Source organism: Saccharopolyspora thermophila, from assembly GCF_014646075.1.
GTDB classification, from domain to species: Bacteria; Actinomycetota; Actinomycetes; order Mycobacteriales; family Pseudonocardiaceae; genus Saccharopolyspora; species Saccharopolyspora thermophila.
Genome location: NZ_BMMT01000016.1, coordinates 58,923 through 72,811, shown reverse-complemented (window position 1 = coordinate 72,811; position 13,889 = coordinate 58,923). Strand labels below are relative to the sequence as shown.

General features: G+C 72.2%; 17 protein-coding genes. 7 read left to right on the top strand and 10 right to left on the bottom strand.

The features are described from left to right. Positions 1–88: 88 nt before the first annotated feature. On the bottom strand, positions 89–742 hold the full coding sequence (locus IEY17_RS20075; protein ID WP_188990062.1) for an HNH endonuclease family protein: 654 nt from the start codon (positions 740–742) through the stop codon (positions 89–91). Between the two features lie 197 nt (positions 743–939). Between IEY17_RS20075 and IEY17_RS20070 the strand changes: the two genes are divergently transcribed. Together IEY17_RS20070 and IEY17_RS20065 are read left to right on the top strand one after the other, a co-directional pair. Next, positions 940–1,923, top strand: coding sequence for an NAD(P)H-dependent flavin oxidoreductase (locus tag IEY17_RS20070; protein WP_188990166.1), 984 nt, complete (start codon positions 940–942; stop codon positions 1,921–1,923). A 53-nt stretch (positions 1,924–1,976) separates the two neighbouring features. After that, the gene (locus IEY17_RS20065; protein WP_188990059.1) at positions 1,977–2,516 is read left to right on the top strand and encodes a PadR family transcriptional regulator; all 540 of its coding nucleotides are present in this window, start codon (positions 1,977–1,979) and stop codon (positions 2,514–2,516) included. Between the two features lie 27 nt (positions 2,517–2,543). Here the strand turns inward: IEY17_RS20065 and IEY17_RS20060 are convergent, their stop codons facing one another. Further along, a complete protein-coding gene (locus IEY17_RS20060) occupies positions 2,544–3,662 on the bottom strand; it encodes an MFS transporter (protein WP_188990057.1) in 1,119 nt (372 codons plus the stop codon). Between the two features lie 220 nt (positions 3,663–3,882). Here IEY17_RS20060 and IEY17_RS20055 point away from each other — a divergent pair, with 220 nt between their 5' ends. From IEY17_RS20055 to IEY17_RS20045, 3 genes are all read left to right on the top strand, one after another. Continuing rightward, complete coding sequence (locus IEY17_RS20055) at positions 3,883–4,746, top strand: alpha/beta hydrolase (RefSeq protein ID WP_188990055.1); 864 nt, start codon at positions 3,883–3,885, stop codon at positions 4,744–4,746. Between the two features lie 325 nt (positions 4,747–5,071). Next, a complete protein-coding gene (locus IEY17_RS20050; RefSeq protein WP_229680343.1) occupies positions 5,072–6,460 on the top strand; it encodes an SNIPE associated domain-containing protein in 1,389 nt (462 codons plus the stop codon). Next, complete coding sequence (locus tag IEY17_RS20045) at positions 6,457–7,011, top strand: DUF2510 domain-containing protein (protein ID WP_229680342.1); 555 nt, start codon at positions 6,457–6,459, stop codon at positions 7,009–7,011. Before IEY17_RS20050 ends, IEY17_RS20045 begins: the two co-directional genes overlap by 4 nt. 40 nt (positions 7,012–7,051) lie before the next feature. Here IEY17_RS20045 and IEY17_RS20040 read toward each other — a convergent pair whose 3' ends face one another. After that, the gene (locus IEY17_RS20040; RefSeq protein ID WP_188990053.1) at positions 7,052–7,897 is read right to left on the bottom strand and encodes a universal stress protein; all 846 of its coding nucleotides are present in this window, start codon (positions 7,895–7,897) and stop codon (positions 7,052–7,054) included. Between the two features lie 190 nt (positions 7,898–8,087). On the opposite strand from IEY17_RS20040, the gene IEY17_RS20035 reads away from it, so the two are divergent. After that, on the top strand, positions 8,088–10,505 hold the full coding sequence (locus IEY17_RS20035; RefSeq protein ID WP_188990051.1) for a glycoside hydrolase family 65 protein: 2,418 nt from the start codon (positions 8,088–8,090) through the stop codon (positions 10,503–10,505). A gap of 5 nt (positions 10,506–10,510) precedes the next feature. Here IEY17_RS20035 and IEY17_RS20030 read toward each other — a convergent pair whose 3' ends face one another. From IEY17_RS20030 to IEY17_RS20015, 5 genes are all read right to left on the bottom strand, one after another. Then, entirely contained in the window at positions 10,511–11,017 is a 507-nt protein-coding gene (locus tag IEY17_RS20030; RefSeq protein WP_188990049.1) for a universal stress protein, read from the bottom strand. A 13-nt stretch (positions 11,018–11,030) separates the two neighbouring features. Next, on the bottom strand, positions 11,031–11,279 hold the full coding sequence (locus IEY17_RS20025) for an SHOCT domain-containing protein (RefSeq protein ID WP_188990047.1): 249 nt from the start codon (positions 11,277–11,279) through the stop codon (positions 11,031–11,033). A gap of 18 nt (positions 11,280–11,297) precedes the next feature. Further along, the gene (locus IEY17_RS20020; protein WP_188990045.1) at positions 11,298–12,179 is read right to left on the bottom strand and encodes a universal stress protein; all 882 of its coding nucleotides are present in this window, start codon (positions 12,177–12,179) and stop codon (positions 11,298–11,300) included. A gap of 117 nt (positions 12,180–12,296) precedes the next feature. Further along, on the bottom strand, positions 12,297–12,452 hold the full coding sequence (locus IEY17_RS25970; protein WP_308424010.1) for a hypothetical protein: 156 nt from the start codon (positions 12,450–12,452) through the stop codon (positions 12,297–12,299). Between the two features lie 8 nt (positions 12,453–12,460). After that, complete coding sequence (locus IEY17_RS20015) at positions 12,461–12,859, bottom strand: ferritin-like domain-containing protein (RefSeq protein WP_308424009.1); 399 nt, start codon at positions 12,857–12,859, stop codon at positions 12,461–12,463. Positions 12,860–13,030: 171 nt separating this feature from the next. Here IEY17_RS20015 and IEY17_RS20010 point away from each other — a divergent pair, with 171 nt between their 5' ends. Beyond that, positions 13,031–13,330, top strand: coding sequence for a hypothetical protein (locus tag IEY17_RS20010; protein WP_188990043.1), 300 nt, complete (start codon positions 13,031–13,033; stop codon positions 13,328–13,330). Between the two features lie 63 nt (positions 13,331–13,393). On the opposite strand, the gene IEY17_RS25555 is transcribed toward IEY17_RS20010, so the two are convergent. Together IEY17_RS25555 and IEY17_RS25550 are read right to left on the bottom strand one after the other, a co-directional pair. Continuing rightward, positions 13,394–13,477, bottom strand: a complete 84-nt coding sequence (locus IEY17_RS25555; RefSeq protein WP_229680357.1) for a hypothetical protein — start codon at positions 13,475–13,477, stop codon at positions 13,394–13,396. A gap of 67 nt (positions 13,478–13,544) precedes the next feature. After that, a complete protein-coding gene (locus tag IEY17_RS25550) occupies positions 13,545–13,769 on the bottom strand; it encodes a DeoR family transcriptional regulator (RefSeq protein ID WP_229680341.1) in 225 nt (74 codons plus the stop codon). Between the last annotated feature and the right edge of the window lie 120 nt (positions 13,770–13,889).

The window sequence follows — 13,889 nt, the reverse complement described above, 5'->3', positions numbered from 1 at the left end:
GCGCCGGGCACCCGTCACCGAGTTGCGCGGCGAGGGGTGCCCGGCATCCGTTCCCCAGACGCGCCGCGGTTCCGCGGGGTACTGCGGCTCAGCCGCAGGTGGCGAGCATGTCCCGCAGCGCCGCCTTCTCCGCTTCGGTGACCGTCAGGTCGTAGGCGCGCTTCACGGTGATCCAGTCGGTGGCGTAGTCGCACCAGCGGGTGCGGTCCGGTCGCCACTGCGACGGGTCCTGATCGCCTTTGCTGCGGTTGGAACCGGCGTCCACCGCGACCAGCTGGGGCAGCTGCATGTCGTTGGCGAACTGCTCGCGGCGCTGGTCGTCCCATGTGTTCGCGCCGCTGCGCCAGGCGTTGGCCAGCGGGACCACGTGGTCGATGTCGAGCTTGGAGGCGTCGGTGATCCGCTGGCCGGTGTAGGCGCTGGTCCACGTTCCGGACACGGCTTCGCAGGCGTTGTTGGTTCGCACGTCGACCCCGTCGCGGAGCAGCACGGCCTCCCGGGTGTTGCAGTTCTTGCCCGCCCGCGGCTGCGCGGTCCAGTGCTCGAAGCGCTCCCGCGAGTAGCCGTCCATCGAACCCGCCGGGGCGACGCGGAGTTCTTCCAGAGCCGCCGCGGCAGGCCCGGCGGGTGCGCTGCCCTGGGCATCGAACAGGCCGGATTCGAACACCACCCACATCAGTCCGAGCAGCACCGCCGCCACGACCGACGTCCACGCCGATTTCTTCGCTGCGGCTCCGCCCATGCGCCCCTCCCGGATCCGACGACGACTTGATTCGATCATGACGCGGGTTCCGGGGGCACTCCGCCGGTCGGCGAATGTGTTCCGGTGCACACGAGTTCACCGGCGCCGCCTTATATGCACTCCGTTGCATTGCAACTTGGTGCATAGTAGCTTCGACGCCGTTGTCGTGGCAGTTCGGGAGGCCAGCAGTGAGCAGCGTGCTTCGGACCAGGTTCACCGAGGAGTTCGGCGTCGAGCACCCCATCGTGCAGGGCGGCATGCAGTGGGTCGGCCGCGCCGAGCTCGTCTCCGCCGTCGCCGAGGCAGGCGCCCTCGGCATGCTCACCGCGCTCACCCAACCCACCCCGGAGGACCTGGTCAAGGAGATCGCGCGGTGCCGCGAGATGACCGACAAGCCCTTCGGCGTCAACCTGACCATCCTGCCCACCATCACCCCGCCGCCCTACGCCGAGTACCGGCAGGCCATCATCGAGTCCGGGATCACGATCGTGGAAACCGCGGGATCCAACCCCGCCGAGCAGGTCGCCGCGTTCAAACCGGCCGGGATCAAGGTGCTGCACAAGTGCACCAGCGTCCGGCACGCCCGCAAGGCCCAGCAGCTCGGCGTGGACGCGGTGAGCATCGACGGCTTCGAATGCGCCGGGCACCCCGGCGAGGACGACATCCCCGGACTGGTGCTCATCCCCCGCGCCGCCGACGAGCTGAGCATCCCGATCATCGCCTCCGGCGGCATCGCCGACGCCCGCGGCCTGGTCGCGGCGCTGGCACTGGGCGCGGACGGGGTGAACATGGGCACCCGGTTTCTGTGCACCGTCGAAGCACCGGTGCACGAGCGGATCAAGAAGCACCTCACCACCGCCAGCGAGCTGGACACCGAGCTGATCTTTCGGCCGCTGCGCAACACCGCGCGGGTGGCCAGCAACTCGGTCAGCCGCGAGGTGGTGCGGCGGCTGGCGGACGGTGGGAGCTTCGACGACGTGCGCGAGCTGGTCGCCGGTGCCCGCGGCCGCACCGTCTACGAGCAGGGCGATCCTGAACTCGGCATCTGGAGCGCCGGGATGGTGCAGGGCCTGATCGACGACATCCCGACCGTCGGCGAGCTGGTGCACCGCATCGTCACCGAGGCCGACGAGCTGATCCGGTCGCGACTGGCCGGGCTGCTCGACGCGGGGCGGGCCTAGCCCGCCGGTAAGTTCGGCGCTGGGCAGTGGCGGACGAGTCGAGGAGCGGTTCGGTGGCGTTGGAGTACGCGATCCTGGTGTCCCTGCAGGAACGCTCGGGGTCCGGGTACGAGCTGGCGCGCCGCTTCGACCGGTCCATCGGCTACTTCTGGGGCGCCACCCACCAGCAGATCTACCGGACCCTCAAGCGGATGGTCGAGCTGGGCTGGGTCGACTGCGACGAGGTGCCGCAGGACAAGAGGCCGGACAAGAAGGTCTACCGGGTCAGCGCGACGGGCGCCGCGGAGCTGGCCCGGTGGCTCGCCGAACCCGCCACTCCCCCGACGGTCCGCAACGAGCTGTCGGTGAAGATCCGCGGCGCCTCCTACGGTGACGTCGAGCAGGTGGCCGCCGAAATCGCCCGGCACCGGACGCTGCACGCCCAGCGGCTGGCGGTCTACCGCCAGATCGAGCAACGCGATTTCCCCGACCCGAAACGGCTTTCCGGCCAGCGGCTGCACCAGCACCTGGTGCTGCGCGGTGGTATCCGCACCGAGCAGGCTTACGTGGACTGGTGCGACGAGGTGCTGGCCGCGCTGGCCGACGACCGATAAGGCGGGAGCGGAGGGGAGAACGCGGGGTCAGGCCCGTTCGGGGCGGGGCCACCACACGGCAACAACGGGAATGGTCAGCGCCAGCAGGGCCGCGGGCACCAGGAAACCCAGCGCCGCGTCGTGCCGGTAGAGACCGGTGAACAAGCCCGGCGCGGCCGACATGCCCAGGAACCGCAGTGCCGTCACCACCGAGATGTCACCGCCGCGACGACCGCCACCGGACAGCACCGTGGCGTGCACGCCGACCAGCACGAGCTGCCCGCACACCCCGCTGACCGCCCACGCCACCACGACCAGCGGCAACCAGGTGAGCAGCCCGATCGACCCGATCGCCACCGCGGCCAGGGCCAGCCCCGCGCACACGGCGGTGCGGCGGCCGAACCGGTCCACCGCGGCACCGGTCAGCCGCGCACCCGCGACCCCGGCGAGCCCGTAGGCGGTCAGCACCAGGCCGCGCGCGCCGGGGCTGAGCGCGAAAGCGTCGTCGAGGCGGAACGACACCAGAAACGGCAGGCCCGCCGAACAGGCCCACACCACGAACGCGACACCACCGGTCAGCAGCGTCGACGCCCGCCAGGCCGAGCGCAGCGACGGCGGCGGCGCCGCAGGTGCCGGTGAATCCGCGGGCAACGGGCTGATCGCCAGCACCGCCGCCACCACCGACAGCCCCACGAACGCCCACTGCCAGGCACCTTCCGCCGCCAGCCCGCCGACCAGCGGGGCCGTGGTCTGGCCGATGGCCTGCATCGCCCCGTAGGTCCCCATCGCCCGCCCAAGGCGTTCCTTCGGCGTGACCGCGGCGAGTTTGGCCAGCAGCAGCGGAGTCGTGAAGGCGTTGGCGACGCCCTGCAACGCGCGGCTGGTCTGGAACAACCAGAACCACGGCGCGACGGCCGCGAGCAACGCCGCGACGGCGTAACCGGCGTAGGCGACGCGGATGCTGCGAGCCGGGCCCCAGCGCTCGCCGAGGCCGCCCGACACGAGCATCACCAGAGCGAACGGCAGCAGGTAGGCCGTCAGCGAGGACGCCGCGGCGCCCTGCGACACGCCGAAGCTGGTGCTCAGCTCCGGCAGCATCGCCGAAACCACGCCACCACCGAAAGGGCCGAGCAGCCCGCCGAGGTACAGCGCCAGCCGCGGACTCACGCCGCGCCTCGCATCACCGCGCAGTCGATCACCTCCACAGTCGACCACACCGCTGCACAGCGGCCGCAGGTGCGGTGCGACCTCCTGGGCGGACGGCGCCAGCGAATCGGCGACGGGCGGCGTGCCGCCAATCCGCAGGCCGCAACATCATCGGCAGAATCGGCCGGGGCTCCGCAGCTACGCTGGGCCCCACATGTTCGCCGCCGACGGAGGTGCCTCGATGAGCCGATCCGCCGCGGGGCCCGCCGCCTCGCACACCGAAGGCGTCCTGCCGTCCGGGCAGTACTGGCAGGGCTGGACGATCGAGAACCCCGTGGCGGCGGTGGTGCTCGTGCACGGCGTGCACGAGCACAGCGGCCGCTACCGCCACGTCGCCGAACGGCTCGTCGCGGCCGGATACGCCGTCTACGCGGTCGACCACCCCGGGCACGGCCGGTCCCCCGGCACGCGCGGCAACATCGGCAGCATGGCCGCCGCCGTGGACGGGGTGGCCCTGCTGGCCCGGCTCGCCCGGCAACGCCACGACGGGCTGCCGCTGTTCGTCTACGGCCACAGCCTGGGCGGGCTGATCTCCCTGCAGTACCTCACCGGCGCGCCGGCGGAGCGCATCAGCGGCGCCGTCATCTCCGCTCCCGCGCTGCAGACCGTGGCCGCCAGCACCGTGCAGAAGCTCGCGGCGCCGGTCGTGTCGAGGCTGCTGCCCAACCTGGGCGTGCTGTCCCTCGACGCGGACGCGATCAGCCGGGACCCGGAGGTGGTGCGCGCCTACCGCACCGACCCGCTCAACCACAACGGCAGGATCCGGGCACGGACCGGCACCGAGATGATGCGGGCCATCAACGCGATGCCGCAACGCCTCGCGTCGCTGCGGCTCCCGCTGCTCGTGCTGCATGGCGGCGCCGACCGGCTGATGCCCCCGGCCGCCAGCGAACTGGTCCGCGCGCACGCCGCCTCCGCGGACCTCACCGTCACGATCTACGAGGGCCTCTACCACGAGCCGCACAACGAACCCGAGCAGGACCGGGTGCTCGGCGACGTCGTGGCCTGGCTCGACGCGCACCTGGACGACCGCACGCACGGCTGACCACCGCACCGGCCTCGGCGATCACACGTGCCCGGTCAGCCACCCTTTCGGCACCAGGACCGTCCGAAGAGGACGTGTGGTCGCTTCGCGCGTGATCACGGCCGCACGCGCTCGACGACCGGGGAATCCCGGTGGGCGGGTTCTGTCCACGGGGGACAATGGGCGTGACGCAGGACACACGCCCGCCCATTCGGACGATGACATCGGGACCGGACGGCTGCCGAACCAGGTGCAACACCGCCGCGGAGCTAGGCCACTCCGGTGAATGTCGCCGGAGTTCAGCCAAGCGGTGGTAACGCGGTCGGTCGTCGGCAGGATCCACTCTGTGATCTGGGGCTGCCGTGGTCGGCGGCAGGTCCAGGTGGTGGTCGACGAGAGGATCGAGGTGGCGTTGTCCGGCAACAACGACGAGGTCGCTGAGCTGCAGCAGCAGTTGGCCGAGGCGCACGGCATCATTGCCGAGCTGCGGGCGTGGACAGGGCAGCTCCGTGGCACGGAAACCGCCGCGCTGGAGGCCGAACTGCGGCAGCTGCGGTCCGCCGTGCACCAGTCGCGGAGCGAGTACTCCGTGCTCAGTTCGGCGGAGCAGCAGCTCAGAGCCGAGGTCGACGCCTTGCGCGCACAGGTGGTCGAGACGCGGGAAGTCGCGCTGCTTCAGGAAGTCGGCAGCTACGAGTACGCGCACCCCCTGGACGACGCGCTCGCCTACCAGGACATGTTGGCCGCGCTGCGGCAGCGGATCAGGAACGCGGCCCGCACCGATGCCGTGACCTGCCACGTCGACTGGTCCGGGCCGACGGGTGAAGGCCGCGAGCTCGCGCGGGACATGGCCAAGCTGATGTTGCGCGCCTACAACATCGAGGCCGACCACGCGGTGCGGTCCGTCACACCGCACACCCGCGACGCGGTGAAGACGCGACTGACGACAAGCCGGGACACCATCGCCAGGCTCGGCGCCTCGCTGCACATCACCATCTCCGCCAACTACCACAGCCTGCGGCTGCGGGAGATCGACCTCACCGCCGACCATCTGGCGAAGGTGGCGGACTCGCGGGAGCGGGCGTGGGCCCACCGCGAACGGCTCCGCGAGGACGCCAAGGTGGCCCAGGAGATCGCGCGGGAGCGGGCGCGCCTGGCCAAGGAGCGCGCCCGCTACGCCGGCGTCGTCGCGAAGCTCGCGGCGATCGGGGACGCCGAGGCGCTCGCACGTGCGCGCAAGCAGCTCGCGTCGGTCAAGGAGGCCATCGCCGGGGTGGAGCAACGGGCCGCCAACGCGCGCGCCGGGTACGTCTACGTGGTCTCCAACATCGGGGCGTTCGGGCCCGACATGGTCAAGATCGGCATGACGCGGCGGCTCGATCCGATGGACCGGATCCGGGAGCTCGGCGAGGACTCCGTGCCCTTCCGGTTCGACACCCACGCCCTGTTCTTCGCCACGGACGCGGTAAGCCTGACAACCGCCCTGCACCAGCGGTTGGCGCACAAGCGAGTCAACCTCGTCAACCCGCGCTGCGAGTTCTTCCGCGCCACCCCGGCCGAGGTGCGGGACGTCCTGGTCGAGCTGGGCGAGGACCACGTGCTGGAGTACACCGACACGGCCCAGGCGGTCGAATGGCGGGTTTCCTCCCGCCTCCGCTCCGGCCCGGCAGGTGCGGCGGTGCCCGCGTTCCCGGCAACGGCGGATCTCGCCACCCATGGCGGTGCACGACCATGATGCCGCCGCCCGTTCCGGCCCGACCGCCGGCGTGGTTGCCCGATCCGCTCGACGAGTCGCTGCTGCGGTACTGGGACGGCCACCGGTGGACCTTCCACACCGTAGCGCGCTCCGCTCGTCCCTTGCCCGCGACGCCCCCACCCCGGACGTTCCGCCCCGACGTCGCCGCGGCGCTGGAGCGAATGCGCGGTGCGCGCGTCGGGACGATGACGAAGATCGCCCTGCTGCCGGACTACCTCCAACCGGAGGAACGCGTGCTGGCTCTCGCCGCCGCGCAGGGCGACGGCCTCGGTGTGCTGGCCTGCACGAACCGGCGACTGCTCTTCCTGTTCGCCGGCCTGCTGCAGCGGCAGTTCCGCCACGTCGACTGGAACACCGCCCGGGCTGTCGTCTACAACCACACGACCCGGACCTTCGCGGGTTATACCAGGGAACCGGGTACGCGCGCGGTTCCCGCCATGGTGGTGCGGATCGACCGCGTCGACGACGCCGAAGCCGTGGCCTGCGCGGCACGAGCGGCGTCCGCCGTGCCCCGGCTCGACGTCGTGTGAGACCCGCCCACGCGGCACCACCGCCATGAGTCCACTGTGGTCACTTCTGCGGGGTGCGGGCGATGAGGACCGGGCACGGGGCCATGTGCAGCAGCGCCCGGCTGGTCGAGCCGAGCAGCAGGCCGGTCATACCGCCGCGACCGCGGCTGCCCACCACGACCAGTTGCGCGTCCGCGGCGTGCCGCACCAGGGAGCGCACCGGGCGGTCCCGTTCGACCACCCGGTGGACCTCGACGTCCGGGTGCCGCTCCTGCCACCCTGCCAGGCGTTCGGCGAGCACCGCACGCGCCGCCTGGTCGATCTCGGCCCGCTCGGCGTCCTCGTCGACCGCCTGCCAGGGCTCCGGGCCGACGTCGATCCAGACGTGCACGGCCACCAGGGCAACCCCGCGGACCGACGCCTCCTCGAACGCCGCGGTCACCGCCGGTTCGCCGACGCGGGACCCGTCAACACCGACGAGGACCGGGGCCGCCGGATCAGCGGGCCGGCCGCGCACCACGACGACGGGGCACCGCGCATGCACGGCGACCGCCTCGGCGGTGGAACCGACCGGCAGCCCGGTGCGTTCGCCGGCGCCGCGAATGCCCACGACCACCCGTCGAGCCCGCTCGGACTCGTCGACGAGGACCCCGTGCGGGGCACCGCGGCGGACCTCCGAGATCACCTCGATTCCCGGGGCCGCGTCGGCGGCGGCTCGCGCGGCTGCCGACAGCCGGTCCTCCCAGGTGTTGGTGTCCGCCTCGGGCACGGAAGCCGGGAGGGGGTCCGGCCGGACGGCCAGCAGCCGCAGCGGGACGCGGTGCAGGGCCGCGTCCCGCGCCGCCCACCGAACGGCGCCCACCGCGGAGTCGGAACCATCAACGCCCACGACGTCGGCCTCGCGCATGTGCGCCTCCTCCCCCGCCCCGACCGTACGACCGCGGTGGCGCCGCACAACTCGGCCCTGCGCCGAACAGCGGTTCGAGACTTTTGCGCTGCACCGGGCCGCTTTGCGGCCGATGATGGGCACGCCCCGGGGAAACTCCCCGCGGCACAGCTGGCGCACCGTTCCCGGTGGACGATGTCAGGGGACCGTCATGAGCACGTGGCAGATCATCTACCGCGGCTTCGACCCGGGCGACGAGGGCCGCCGGGAGGCCCTGTGCACGCTGGGCAACGGCTACTTCGCCACACGCGGAGCGGCACCGGAGTCACGCGCCGACGGCGTGCACTACCCGGGCACGTACATCGCGGGCTGCTACAACCGGCTCACCTCGGCGGTGGCCGGGCGCGAGGTGGAGCACGAGTCGCTGGTCAACGCGCCCAACTGGCTGCTGCTCACCTTCCGGGTCGGCGACGGCCCGTGGTTCGACCCGGCACGGGTGGAGCTGCTCGACCACGAGCAGGAGATGGACCTCGATCGCGGCATCCTGGTCCGCCGTCTGCGGTTCCGCGACGGGCGCGGGCGCACCACCAGGGTCGTGCAGCGCCGCGTCGTGCACATGGCCGAACCCCACCTCGCCGGGCTGGAGACCACGCTCGTCGCCGAGGACTGGTCGGGCCCGCTGACGATCCGGTGCGGGATCGACGGGACCGTGACCAACAGCGGTGTCGAGCGCTACCGCGAACTCGACGGGCGGCACCTCGCCGACGTCCGCACCGCCGAGATCGGCCCGGACGTGGTGGTCCTGCACGCGCGGACCTCACAGTCGCGCATCCGCATCGCCGAAGCCCAGCGCGTCCGGGTGCTCGTGGACGGCGAGGTTCCCGACGCCACCCCCGTCCTCGTGCGGCGCGACGGGGTGATCGCCCACGACATCACCGCGGACGTCGACCGGAACGCCGAAGTGCGGGTCGACAAGATCGTCTCGCTACACACGTCGCGGGACTTCGCCAGCACCGAACCCGTCGCCGAGGCCATCGAACAGGTGCGGGACGCCGCCGACTTCGACGACCTGTTGCGGTCGCACTGCCTGGCGTGGGCACGGCTGCACACCGCGTTCCACTTCGGACTGTCCACCAGCGAGCCCGCGCAGCAGGCGGTTCGCCTGCACCTGTGCCATCTGCTGCAGACGGTGTCACCGCACACCGCCGACCTCGACGTGGGGATCCCCGCCCGCGGGCTGCACGGCGAGGCATACCGCGGGCACATCTTCTGGGACGAGCTGTTCGTGCTCCCCAGCCTCACGCTGCACCTGCCGCAGCTGACCCGCGCGCTGCTGCGCTACCGCTACCGCCGCCTGCCGCGCGCCCGGAAAGCCGCCCGCGACAACGGCTTCGCCGGGGCGATGTTCCCGTGGCAGAGCGGCAGCAACGGGCGGGAGGAAAGCCAGCTGGTACACCTCAACCCGCTCTCCGGCCGCTGGCTGGTCGACCACACGCACCTGCAGCGCCACATCGGCATCGCCATCGCCCACAACACGTGGCACTACCACCAGGCCACCGGGGACGACGAGTTCCACCAGGACCACGGGGCCGAGATGATCCTGGAGATCACCCGGTTCTTCGCCTCCCTGGCCGACCACGACCACAGCCGGGACCGCTACGTCATCCGCGGTGTGGTCGGGCCGGACGAGTACCACACCGCCTACCCTGGCTCAAACCGGCCGGGCATCGACAACAACGCCTACACCAACGTCATGACGGCCTGGCTGTGCCGCACGGCCGTGCAGGTCCTGCGGGAGCTGCCCGCCGACCGCCGCGGCGAGCTCGTCGACGCGCTGGACATCCGCCACCACGAGATCGACCGCTGGAAACGCATCGCGCAACGCATGTTCGTGCCGTTCCACGGCGACGGGATCATCAGCCAGTTCGAGGGCTACGAGCAGCTGGCCGAACTGGACTGGGCCGCCTACCGGCGGCGCTACGGCGACATCCAGCGCCTGGACCGCATCCTGGAAGCCGAGGGCGACGACCCCAACCGCTACCAGGCGTCCAAGCAGGCCGACGTGCTGATGTTGTTCCACCTGCTGTCGGCGGAGGAACTGGCGGAGCTGTTCACCGGGCTCGGCTACCCGATGCCCAGCATCCCCGACAACATCGACTACTACCTCGAGCGCACGAGCCACGGTTCGACGCTCAGCGCCGTGGTGCACGCCTGGGTCCTCGCCCGCAGCCGCAGGCACCGGGCGCTAAAGTTCTTCGACGAGGTGCTGGCCAGCGACCTGCACGACACCCAGCACGGCACCACCTCCGAGGGCATCCACCTGGCTGCCATGGCAGGCAGCATCGACCTGCTGCAGCGCTGCTTCGCGGGGATCGAGGTCCGCGGCGGCGTGCTGCGGCTCAACCCGCTGTGGCCCGCGGAGCTCGGCCCGCTGGAGCTGTCCATCCGGTTCCGCGGACAGCCCCTCACCATCCGGGTCACCGGCCGCACCGCGACGGTGCGCACCGCGGCCGGGCACACCCGCGAACCGGTGACCTGCGCCTGCGGCAGCCGCACGATCCAGCTCGGCCCGGGAGAAACCGCCCGCTTCTCGCTGGAGCCCGGTGCGGCCGGGACCACCACGTGCTGACGGCCTCAACCCAGCACCGGGTCGATGGCCTCCAGCCCGTCCGGTTCGCTCCGGCCGCCCTGCTCCGGCATTCCCTTGGGGATGACGACCACGGGGCACCGCGCCCGGTGGATGGCGCGCAGTGCCGTGCCACCCAGCACCGCATCGGTGACGCGTCCGCGCCCGCGGTCGCCCAGGACCAGCATGGCCGCGTGTGCCGACCGGTTGACCAGCACCTCGGCGGCGCGGCCCTCGACCAGCTCGATGTGCACCTCCGGCACCGGTTCCCCACCGGTGCAGCGGCGCACCACCTGGTTCAGCTCCTTCCAGTGCTGTTCGCGCGCGTGGTGCGGGGCCAGCTCGGGGCGCATGAGCAGCGGCGCCGGTCCGCCGAGGACCGCGTGTGACTCCCAGGCCATGACCGCGTGCACCGGCACGTCCCGCCGCCGCCCTTCGGCCAGGGCCCACTGCAGCGCCCGGGCGCTGGCGTCCGATCCGTCGACGCCCACCACGATGAAGTCCCCAGCGGTCACGGCTTGCACCCCCTCACCGTTTCCAGCGTTCACCGAGCGCCGCGCGCCTGCGCCGGTACTCCTCCTCGTCGATCTCGCCGCGGGCCAACCGCTCCGCCAGCAGCTCCTCCGCGGTGCCCGTGCCGCGCTCGACCCGGCCGCTGCGCTGCAGGTAGCGGACCAGCGCGACGATCGCCAGGACGACCAGTGCCCAGAACAGGACCATGCTGACCGTCATCATCGTCAGTCCCCACACCCCCCAGCCGTAACCGTCCCAGTGCATCGAGTCCTCCCCTGGTTCTCAACCCGCGACGATGAGCGGGCACGGCGCGTGGTGCACCAACTGCTGGCTCGTGGCCCCGAGCACCAAGCCGGCGAACGCCCCGCGTCCGCGGGATCCCACGACCACCAGCTGGGCGTGCTGCGCGTGCCGGAGCAGCGCCCGCGCCGGCGTGTCCTGCGCCACGATCCGCCGCACCTCGACGTCGAGGTACTTCTCGCACCACGGGGCGAGCGTCTCGTCGAGAATCCGCTCTTCCTCCCGTTGCAGCACCGCGGCGCGGCCCTCGTCGTGGAAGTTGCGCCAGGCCCGCGCGGTGCCGACGGTGTGCCAGGCGTGCACTGCCTCCAACGGCGCCCGGCGCTGCGCCGCGCATTCGAACGCGGTCTCCAGCGCGTGGTCGGCGTTGCCGTCCACCCCGACGACGACCGGCGCGTCGGGTTCGGTCGCGACCGGTCGGCGGATGATGGCGACCGGGCATTCGGCGTGTGCGGACAGCTCCACGGCGACCGATCCCGCGAACGCCCCACTGACCGGTCCCAGGCCCCGGCTACCCACCACCACCAGTTGCGCGCGTTTCGACTCGTCGAGCAGGGCGGGCACCGGTGTCCCGGGGCGGATGAACGTGCGCACGTACCGCAGGCGCGGGGCCTGCTGCCAGGCCGCGGTCCTGGCTTGCTGCAACCACTGCGCGGCCTGCTCGGCGACGGCGTTGCGGAACGATTCCGGCAGCCGCACGGTCGGCACGTCCGGCAGGTAGACCAGCGCGAAGACGTCGCAGCAGACGACGCGCAGCCCGGTGCCGCGCCGCTGCGCCTCCACCGCGGCCCACCGCACCGCGTCCAGCGCCGACGCGGCCCCGTCGATCCCGACGACGACCGGTTTCCGCAGCTGCGGGATCATGGTCCGCCCCTCCGGCCAGCCCTGTCCGCCGAGCTGGTCTCCACCTCAGACCATCGCCCCGCGCCGCACCCGCGGCCAGAGCCGATGGTCACCAGCTCGCGGGCGGCCGGAGCGCGGTCACGCCCCCGTCCGGTCGGCGGGGTGCGGGGCCGCCGAGTCGTGCCTGCTGGCGGGGACCGGGTCGCGGGCGAGGTAGGTCTCCAGGTCGAACATGTCACCCTGGGCGCGGTCCACGACGTTGAGCATCGTGGTCAGCTGCGAGACGTTGTCCACCTGCGCGGTCAGGAACAGCGCAGCAACTGCTCGCCGCGGTGGTCGCCCTCCCGGCGCATCTGCTCGGACAGCGCCGTGAACTCGCGCGTCGCGGCGTGTTCCTGCTCCAGGGCCAGGGCGATCGGTTCGCGGGGGTCGGCGAAATCGTTGCGCACCGACGGCACCCCGGGGATCTCGACCGCGATGTTGTTGTCCATCATGTACTGGACGACGCGCATCGCGTCCTCGCGCCTGCGCGCCGCGCGCCGGTAGAAGTGCGCGGCCAACCTCGGCAGGTCCCGCTGGTCGAACCACACGGCGATCGCCACGTACTGCTGCGCCGCGGTGAACCCGTTTCCCACCTGCTCCTCGAGGAGGTTCTGCGCGACGGAGGTGCGCGGCTCGCTCCTCTTGACAATCCCGTTCATGCCGAAACGCTACGGCGGGCCACCGGCGGTCACGGGAGCTCGCCGCGGGATTCGAACCTATCGAGCGACCCGCGTTCCCGCGTGGCCGGGACGTTGGACCCACCCCGATCCCGGGTGCGCGGGCTCATCCTGGTGGGCGAGTGAACCTCGACGGCATGGGGGGTGCCCATGATGCCCGCACGACTCGTCGTCCTCGCGCTCGCCGCGGCGACCGCGCTGGCCGTGGTGCTGGCCGCCGGTTTGGCGCTGTCCGCGCCGACGCCTGCCGCCCCGCGGCCACCAGCAGCCGTGCACCTGACCCCGACCAAGACCCATCCACCGCAGGTTCCGGCGCCGGGCACCACCGCGACCCACGGCACCTCGGGGACATCGGGAACCAGTGGCAGCGGCACCTCGGGGCCGCAGACCGGCACCACCGGGACCTCCGGCTCGGACTCGACGACCACGTTCGGCGGGCCGCGGGCTAGGTGAGCACGACGTCGACGCCGGTGCCGCGCAGCGCCTCGACGAAGCCCCGCGGCGCGGTCGCGTCGGTCACCAGCGTCCAGCGACCGTCAGGTGCTCGGCATCGCGGAGGTCGTGGGCGAGCGCGCCGACCGTGGATCCGGCGTCGAGCAGGACGGTCTCGCCCGTGCGGACCTGCGCCCGCGCGCACCGCGCGATGCGCCGCTTGACGGTGAGGTCCTCACCGATGCGGTGGCGCAGTGAGGCTTCCGGGGCCGGTTCGCGGGCGATCGCGCCGCCATAGGTGCGGGTCAGCTTGCCCTCGGTGCAGCCGGGCGAGGTCGCGGCGGATCGTCGACACCGTGACGCCGAACCTGCGGGACAGCTCGAGCACGCTGGCGAGGCCGGTGCGCTCCGTGAGCCGGACGATCTCGTCCCGGCGGGCACGCGACGCTGCTGGGGGCATCGGTCGTCCTCCTCGGGCCGGATGTCGACGCGGCTGAGCCTCCCGCGCCGTACTGCGCATTTCGCGCAAACGATACCCGCCTCCGGAAACAGAGCCCGCCTCTGGACGTCCGAGTTGCGC

Excerpts from the sequence above, each read along its gene's own strand:
- IEY17_RS20075 (WP_188990062.1), bottom strand. The coding sequence starts at position 742 with ATGGGCGGAGCCGCAGCGAAGAAATCGGCGTGGACGTCGGTCGTGGCG.
- IEY17_RS20055 (WP_188990055.1), top strand. The coding sequence starts at position 3,883 with ATGAGCCGATCCGCCGCGGGGCCCGCCGCCTCGCACACCGAAGGCGTC.
- IEY17_RS20045 (WP_229680342.1), top strand. The coding sequence starts at position 6,457 with ATGATGCCGCCGCCCGTTCCGGCCCGACCGCCGGCGTGGTTGCCCGAT.
- IEY17_RS20040 (WP_188990053.1), bottom strand. The coding sequence starts at position 7,897 with ATGCGCGAGGCCGACGTCGTGGGCGTTGATGGTTCCGACTCCGCGGTG.
- IEY17_RS20035 (WP_188990051.1), top strand. The coding sequence starts at position 8,088 with ATGAGCACGTGGCAGATCATCTACCGCGGCTTCGACCCGGGCGACGAG.
- IEY17_RS20025 (WP_188990047.1), bottom strand. The coding sequence starts at position 11,279 with ATGCACTGGGACGGTTACGGCTGGGGGGTGTGGGGACTGACGATGATG.
- IEY17_RS20020 (WP_188990045.1), bottom strand. The coding sequence starts at position 12,179 with ATGATCCCGCAGCTGCGGAAACCGGTCGTCGTCGGGATCGACGGGGCC.
- IEY17_RS20015 (WP_308424009.1), bottom strand. The coding sequence starts at position 12,859 with ATGAACGGGATTGTCAAGAGGAGCGAGCCGCGCACCTCCGTCGCGCAG.
- IEY17_RS20010 (WP_188990043.1), top strand. The coding sequence starts at position 13,031 with ATGCCCGCACGACTCGTCGTCCTCGCGCTCGCCGCGGCGACCGCGCTG.
- IEY17_RS25550 (WP_229680341.1), bottom strand. The coding sequence starts at position 13,769 with ATGCCCCCAGCAGCGTCGCGTGCCCGCCGGGACGAGATCGTCCGGCTC.